Annotated in this window: 8 protein-coding genes; 4 read left to right on the forward strand and 4 right to left on the reverse strand. The window is 63.1% G+C overall.

All coding sequences use genetic code 11. From position 1 onward, the window contains the following. The 4 genes from L0963_RS19285 to L0963_RS19300 form a co-directional block, all read left to right on the forward strand. The coding region (locus tag L0963_RS19285; RefSeq protein WP_234181366.1) for a hypothetical protein at nt 1–209 on the forward strand (209 nt) is incomplete at its 5' end. After that, complete coding sequence (gene alr, locus L0963_RS19290; RefSeq protein WP_234181368.1) at nt 160–1,299, forward strand: alanine racemase; 1,140 nt, start codon at nt 160–162, stop codon at nt 1,297–1,299. The genes L0963_RS19285 and alr, both read left to right, overlap by 50 nt. Continuing rightward, complete coding sequence (locus L0963_RS19295; RefSeq protein ID WP_234181370.1) at nt 1,296–2,552, forward strand: D-amino acid dehydrogenase; 1,257 nt, start codon at nt 1,296–1,298, stop codon at nt 2,550–2,552. The genes alr and L0963_RS19295 overlap by 4 nt, the downstream gene beginning before the upstream one ends. A 21-nt stretch (nt 2,553–2,573) precedes the next feature. Beyond that, the gene (locus L0963_RS19300) at nt 2,574–2,921 is read left to right on the forward strand and encodes a RidA family protein (protein ID WP_234181372.1); all 348 of its coding nucleotides are present in this window, start codon (nt 2,574–2,576) and stop codon (nt 2,919–2,921) included. 428 nt (nt 2,922–3,349) lie between these two features. Here L0963_RS19300 and L0963_RS19305 read toward each other — a convergent pair whose 3' ends face one another. From L0963_RS19305 to L0963_RS19320, 4 genes are all read right to left on the reverse strand, one after another. Next, a complete protein-coding gene (locus tag L0963_RS19305; RefSeq protein WP_234181374.1) occupies nt 3,350–3,925 on the reverse strand; it encodes a DUF488 domain-containing protein in 576 nt (191 codons plus the stop codon). After that, the gene (locus L0963_RS19310) at nt 3,918–4,508 is read right to left on the reverse strand and encodes a uracil-DNA glycosylase family protein (RefSeq protein WP_234181376.1); all 591 of its coding nucleotides are present in this window, start codon (nt 4,506–4,508) and stop codon (nt 3,918–3,920) included. Before L0963_RS19310 ends, L0963_RS19305 begins: the two co-directional genes overlap by 8 nt. A gap of 136 nt (nt 4,509–4,644) precedes the next feature. Then, nucleotides 4,645–5,274 (reverse strand): response regulator FixJ, encoded by a 630-nt coding sequence (fixJ, locus tag L0963_RS19315; protein ID WP_234181386.1) that lies wholly within the window; start codon nt 5,272–5,274, stop codon nt 4,645–4,647. Beyond that, entirely contained in the window at nt 5,264–6,745 is a 1,482-nt protein-coding gene (locus tag L0963_RS19320; RefSeq protein WP_234181388.1) for a sensor histidine kinase, read from the reverse strand. The genes fixJ and L0963_RS19320 overlap by 11 nt, the downstream gene beginning before the upstream one ends. Nucleotides 6,746–6,947 lie beyond the last annotated feature (202 nt).

The following is a 6,947-nucleotide window of genomic DNA, read 5'->3' on the forward strand; positions in this document are numbered from 1 at the left end:
TTCAGGATGCGGCGATCCATATCACTCAGACTCGGCACGAAGATTCCTCCATCTGTTCGAAGATTCTGTCAAAAAATGCAGAAATCAGCACTGGCATTGGTCAATTCGGCGAAAAATTGCGCATAGTGCGCGCTACTCTCTGCGGCGAGGGAGAGGAAGTTGGAATCAAAGTCGCCGCCACATTCGAGCCGCCTCATCATCGACAATGATGCGATCGCCGCGAATTTTCGGGATCTTGCGAGGCGTGTTGCGCCCGCGACGTGCGGAGCCGTCATCAAGGCGGACGGCTATGGTTTAGGCGCCGCAAATGTCGCACCCGCGCTTCTCCACGCCGGCTGCCGCAGCTTTTTTGTCGCGCGGCTAAGCGAGGCGGAGCAGCTCCAGGGGCGCGTGGGCCGCGACTGCGCGATCCTGATCCTGAACGGTCTCGACGCCGGCAGCGAAGCGGCCTGCTGCGATGCAGGCTTTGTTCCCGTACTGAATTCCCCCGCTCAGCTCGCCGCCTGGCGCGCCCATGCCCGATCAGCCGCGCGGCAGCTACCAGCCGCGCTGCAGGTCGACACGGGGATGTCGCGGCGCGGCCTCACGCCCGAAGCCGCGGTGACCGCCGCGCGAGAGCCGGGATTGCCGGAGGAGATCGACCTCAAGCTGTTGATGACGCACCTTGCCTGCGGAGACGAGCCGCTACGCGAGTCAAATATCGACCAACTCCGCCGCTTCGAGGCGGTCGCGGCGTATTTTCCTGGCGTTCCGAAGTCGATCGCGAACAGCGCCGGCGCGTTTCTTGGAACGGATTTCCACTGCGATCTGGTGCGCGCCGGGATCGCATTGTTCGGCGTTGCCCCGGTCACGAAAGCAGAGATCCTGCGTCCGGCGGTGCGTCTGGAGGCACGTGTCCTGCAGATTCGTACCGTCACGGCTGGCACGGCGGTCGGCTATGGCCTCGACCATGTCGCGGCGGCGGCACAACGGATTGCAACGATCGCCACGGGCTATGCCGACGGCTGGCCGCGAAACCTCGGCGACAAGGGCGCGGTCTGGCACCGGGGCGTACGGCTTCCGATCGTCGGGCGCATTTCGATGGACAGTCTGACGGTCGACATAAGCGGCCTTGCCGAAGCGGATATTTCGGAGGGAGACTTTGTGGAGCTGCTGGGCCCTTCGCAATCCATTGCCGATGTCGCGCGCGATGCCGGAACCATCGGTTACGAAATCCTGACCGGTCTCGGAAGGCGGCACACCCGCTTCATCATCGAAAATGGACGGATGCGCCATGCGCCCGATGGAAAAGCGGCATGAGAGTGGTCGTGCTGGGTGCCGGCGTCGTCGGCGTGACGTCGGCCTATTATCTGGCCGAAGCGGGTCATGAGGTCATACTCATCGACCGGCAACCCGGGCCGGCGCTCGAGACAAGCTTCGCCAATGCCGGGGAAATCTCGCCGGGTTATGCGTCGCCGTGGGCAGGGCCAGGCATCCCGCTGAAAGCCATGCGCTGGCTGTTCATGAAACATGCCCCGCTGATCCTCAAGCCGCGCATCGACATGGCGATGCTGCGATGGATCGTCGCGATGCTGCGAAACTGCACGTCGGCGCGTTATGCTCTCAACAAGAGCCGCATGGTGCGGCTAGCCGAATATAGCCGCGACCAACTGATCGCGCTGCGCGGGCAACTGCCGCTCAATTATGATCAGCGATCGCAAGGGACCCTCCAGCTGTTTCGGACGCAGAAGCAGTTCGACGACAGCGCGGGCGATATCGCGGTGCTCGAACATTATGGCGTCGCCTATGAATTGCTTGGCCGGGACGCTTGCGTCGCTGCCGAGCCCGGACTGTCGGCGGCGCGGGACCGTTTCGTCGGCGGTCTGCGTCTGCCCGGCGACGAGACCGGCGACTGTCACCTGTTCACGTGCCAGCTTGCCGCCCACCTGCCTGCAATGGGCGTCGAGCTTCGCTACAGTTCGCATATCTTCGGCCTGGAGATAGGCGAAGGCCGCGTCGACGGCGTGCGTACCGACACCGGACTGATCCGAGGCGACGCCTATGTGGTCGCGCTCGGCAGCCATTCACCCTCGATCCTGCGCCCCGCCGGACTGTCCTTGCCGGTCTATCCGGTCAAGGGCTATTCGATGACCCTGCCCGTTGCCGATGCTGACCGAGCGCCGGTATCGACGCTGCTCGACGAGAGCTACAAGATCGCGATCACGCGGCTTGGCGACCGGATCAGGGTCGGGGGTATGGCCGAACTCTCCGGCTTCAACGGGACGCTGCCGCCGCAGCGTGAAGCGACGTTGCGCCATTCGCTGGACGAGTTGTTCCCGGGCGCCGCCGACGCGGACGCACCGTCGCATTTCTGGAGCGGGTTGCGTCCGATGACGCCCGATAGCACGCCGGTAATTGGCGCGACCCCGGTGCCGAACCTTTTTCTCAACACCGGACACGGCACCTTGGGCTGGACGATGGCTTGCGGATCGGGGCGGCTTGTCGCGTCGCTGGTCGGCGGCGAGCGTCCGCCGATCGATCCCGCCGGTCTCGGAATAGATCGCTACATCTGAAACAGACGGAAAGGAAAATTGATGACTATCGAACGCCTCCATTCGGGCCCGCGCATGAGCCAGGCGGTGATCCATAATGGCCTTGTCTATCTCGCGGGCCAGATCGGCGCACCCGGCGAGGACACGGCCGCGCAGACCCGTGCGGTGCTCGACAAGATCGATGCGCTCCTCGCCGAGGCGGGAACCGACAAATCGCATGTCCTTACCGCCACGATCTGGCTTGCAGACATGAGCGATTTCGGCGCGATGAACGGGATATGGGATCAGTGGGTTGGCGGCGCCAATGCCCCCGCGCGGGCAACCGGCGAGGTGAAGCTCGCGACGCCCGACTATCGCGTCGAAATCATCATAACAGCCGCGCTTCCCTGATCAGGACAAGTCCGCCCTCGCGGAGTGTTGCGGCGGCCCGGAACCGAAAAGGCGGACGCCGTTACCCATATCGAGTGGACGCGGCGCCGCTTTTCGATTTTCCGCATGCGACGGCGCCTGTCGTTTTGCGCGATGGTAGGCCTTTTTTTGCCGTCTTCACAGCTGAATCGACAACTGCCGATCGGCCAAGGGCGGCGGAATGCGCCCGGTTCGGGACCGCTTCACCTACCGGGTGAGCGCGCCAAATATTCGGTGGGTTCAAGCAGGCGATCGACCGCCAACTGCAGGATGAGCGGCTCGACGCGGACACCCTGATGCAGGAGGCGGACTGGATGAAATTTCCGGACCTCGTCGTCGGGGCCAAACCCAAGCCGGGGCGCCGTCAAAGGCCGCCATGGGCGGAAACGGCCGCGCAGTTCGCTTCCAAATTATGTCGTTCTCCGAGCGCCAAGACTGGGGGCCGGCTCGTCGGGATATATCAGGCAGCTTTCGACCGGTGTGGCGGCCGGGGTCATTTTTGCCGGCTCTACCCGGCCTGCCCCCATAAGGTGGTACACGGCGCATCCCTTATTCAACAGATAGTCGGCCACAATCCGCCGGTGGCAGCGCCACCAGACGGCCTCGGAGCACATGATGGCACTGGACTTCTGGCCGCCCCGTTCAAGTAGTTCGGCGAGTGCGACCTGGAACGGCTTGGTCGTGGCATAGTCCGCATAGTTGTGAAAACTCTGGTTCTTCCAGAAACCGTTCGTGGCCGGATCGACCGACAGCTGCCGCGGCCTCCGCCCGCCAAGGTCCTTCAGATACACATGGCCAATTTGATATTGCTCAAGCGTGCGCGGAAGTGTGTCGAGATTATATTGAGGGTTGGTTCGCGAGCGCGGATGAGACCGTATATCGACGATTTGCGTTACCCCGACGGCACGCAGGATATCGACGAAGACTTCGATCGTCCGTCTCGAATGGCCGATTGTGTAAATCGACAGGGCGGCGGCCTCAATCATCGTCCGTCCCTTTTCCCAACGCCTGTCTCACGGCGGATTTGAGAGCGGGAAGAACATCGGATTCGAACCAGCGATTTCGCTCGATCCAAATTTGTGATCGCCAGGATGGATGAGGTAACGGAAAGTAATCCGGTAGATAGTCTCGGTAATGGCGGACACGGTCTTCCACCTTGCCGGGCCCCAAGGCGGCCGCCTGCGCGTAGGATCCCACGAGCAAGGTAAGACGAATGTGGGGCATGTGGGCGAGAAGGCGTGATCGCCAAAGCGGCGCGCACTCCCGGCGAGGAGGGGCGTCGCCGCCCGCGCTGCGCCCCGGATAGCAAAACCCCATAGGAAGAATCGCAATTGGCTGCGCATCGTAAAAGATGTCGCCCGACAGGCCGGTCCACGCGCGCAGCCGATCGCCCGATGGATCGGCGAACGGAACGCCCGACGCGTGGACTTTAGATCCTGGAGCCTGGCTCGCGATGAGCAGTCGCGCTTCGCGCGAGGCCTGCAGAACGGGGCGGGTTCCATGCGGGAGATGCAGAGCGCATGTCTGACATTGCCGCACCTCCTCGATCAGACTTTCAATAGAATTCATGTTGAAACCTGCAACTGCATCTGCGTGGCTTCAACCAGGAACGCCGATGGTCGGCGTCGGTTGCGGGCGCTTTCCCTGCGGATCCGGCGTTTGGGCAGACGTTCCGCCCAGCGGACGATTCAGCGGCCTGGAAAAATCAATCCTGCGTCCGCTGCCCGTCGAGCTGGATGATCGTCGCCATTCGAACGAGGTCCGACAGCGTTTTCGCCTGCATCTTCATCATGGCATTCGCCCGATAGACCTCGACCGTCCGTGCGCTGATCGAGAGATCAAAGGCTATGGCCTTGTTCGCCTTGCCGGCGACAAGACCATCGACGACCTCGCGCTCGCGCGCCGAAAGCGCGGCCATGCGGTCCATGATCGCCTGTCGTTCCGCCCGCGCGCTTTCGCTACCGGTCTGCTGTGTCAGCGCCCGCCGGATTGCACCCAGCATGATGTCATCGTCGAAAGGCTTCTCGATGAAATCGGCGACACCGGCCTTCATGGCCTGAATGGCGAGCGGGACATCGGCATGACCGGTAATCATAATGACCGGGATGGACGCGCCCCGAGCCTTCAATGTCTCCACCAACTCCATCCCGCTGGTCCCTGGCATCCGTACGTCGGTCACGACGCAAGCGCCATCGAGTGGCGGTGATGCCTTTAGAAAGGCGTCGGCAGACGCAAAGCCCCGGACACGGATGCCGGTGCAATCAAGCAGAAATTCGAGCGAACCGCGCGCGCCGTCATCGTCGTCGACCACATAGACGATCGGATCATTCGCCATCAATTAACTCCTCGTGGCCAATTCTCGGCAAGGTGAAGCTGAACCGCACGCCGCCGCCGGGCACCGGATCGACCCGGATCTTCCCGCCATGTGCCTCGACGATAGTGCGCGAGATCGACAAGCCCACGCCCATACCGGTGCGCTTCGTGGTTATGAAGGGCTGAAACAATTGCGCCGCCACGGCGGGATCAATGCCGGGGCCATTGTCGGTCACGGTGACCCGGGCCATGTCGCCATCGGACTCGATCCCGATCGTCATTTCGCGGTTTCCCGCGGTCGTATCGGCAAAAGCGTCGACCGCATTGCGGACGAGATTGAGCACCACCTGCTGAATCTGCACCTTGTCGACGAGCACCAGATCGACGGCTGGATCGAAGGCGAAGCGAATGCGGATATCATGTTCGCGCGCACCTACCAGCGCAAGCGCGCTCGCCTCCTCGACGAGCTTGGGCAGGCTTTCGACCGTTCGCTCGGTTTCGCCGCGTGCGACGAAATCGCGCAGCCGCCGAATGATGTCGCCCGCGCGCAGAGCTTCTGCCGCCGCCCGTTCAACGGCGTCGGTCAGCCGATCCATCGGAACCTCCTCGCGCGCCAGAAGGATCCGGCTGCCTTTAAGATAATTGGCGATCGCCGACAGCGGCTGGTTGATCTCGTGCGCCAGCGCCGACGCCATCTCGCCCAGACTGGTAAGACGGGAAACATGGACGAGTTCGTTCTGCAGCTCCTGCAATCGCGCCTCGGCCTTCTGGTTCTCGGTGAGGTCACGTATGAAACCGGTGAAAAAGCGTTCGCCGCCGGCCCGCATCTCGCCGACCGACAATTCGATCGGAAAGGTCGAGCCGTCGCGCCGCTCTCCTACGACCACGCGCCCCTTCCCGATGATCCGCCGTTCGCCGGTGCGGTAGTAGCGGTCGAGATAATCGTCATGCGCGCCGCGGTAGGGTTCAGGCATCAGCAGGCGCACGTTGCGGCCCACTATCTCCTTTGCCGGCCAGCCAAACATGCGTGTCGCTGCTGGACTGAAGTCACGGATATCGCCAGCTTCGTCAATGACTACCATCGCGTCGGGCACCGTCTCCAGAACCGAACGGAGATGCGCTTCGCGCGCGGCGAGGCTGGCGGCAGCCCTCTCGGTTTCGACCCGCGCGTGCTGGAACCATTCGCCGCCGATGGCAATCGCCAGCGAAATTAGCAGGAATGACGCAGCCGCTATCCAGCTCCCGCCGGCAAGAGGGCCCGACAGGCTGTCGCACCACAAGCCCGCCGCCGCGCCCGCCAGGGCCGCCAGGAGGCCGGCGCGCCATCCCGAAAGAGCGCCCGCCAGGACCACGCCGGGCACGAAGAAGATGAAGGTTGCGCGCTGGCCCAGCTCGTCGGCGAAAGCGAGGCGGACGCCGGCGCCCGAGGCGATGGCAACCAATGCGAGCGCCAGCGCCTGCGCCACCGGAAGCCGGGGCAGAAAGCGGCTCACAAAGCTGGCACGCTGGACCTCCGGTAAATCCCTTAGGGGAGGTACGGTAGGGACATCATCCAAATTTCCGCGCTCCTCTCTCCGGCCTATTTCGTCCCCATCGACGGCATCTCTACCCCTGCCGCCGGAACGGAGATGTTCCCATGACTGCACCTTTCATCGATCTCAGCGTCCATCACAACCCCAAGGGTCTGTCCGATCG

This window comes from Sphingopyxis sp. NFH-91 (assembly GCF_021401285.1).
In the GTDB taxonomy this organism is placed as follows: Bacteria; Pseudomonadota; Alphaproteobacteria; order Sphingomonadales; family Sphingomonadaceae; genus Sphingopyxis; species Sphingopyxis terrae_A.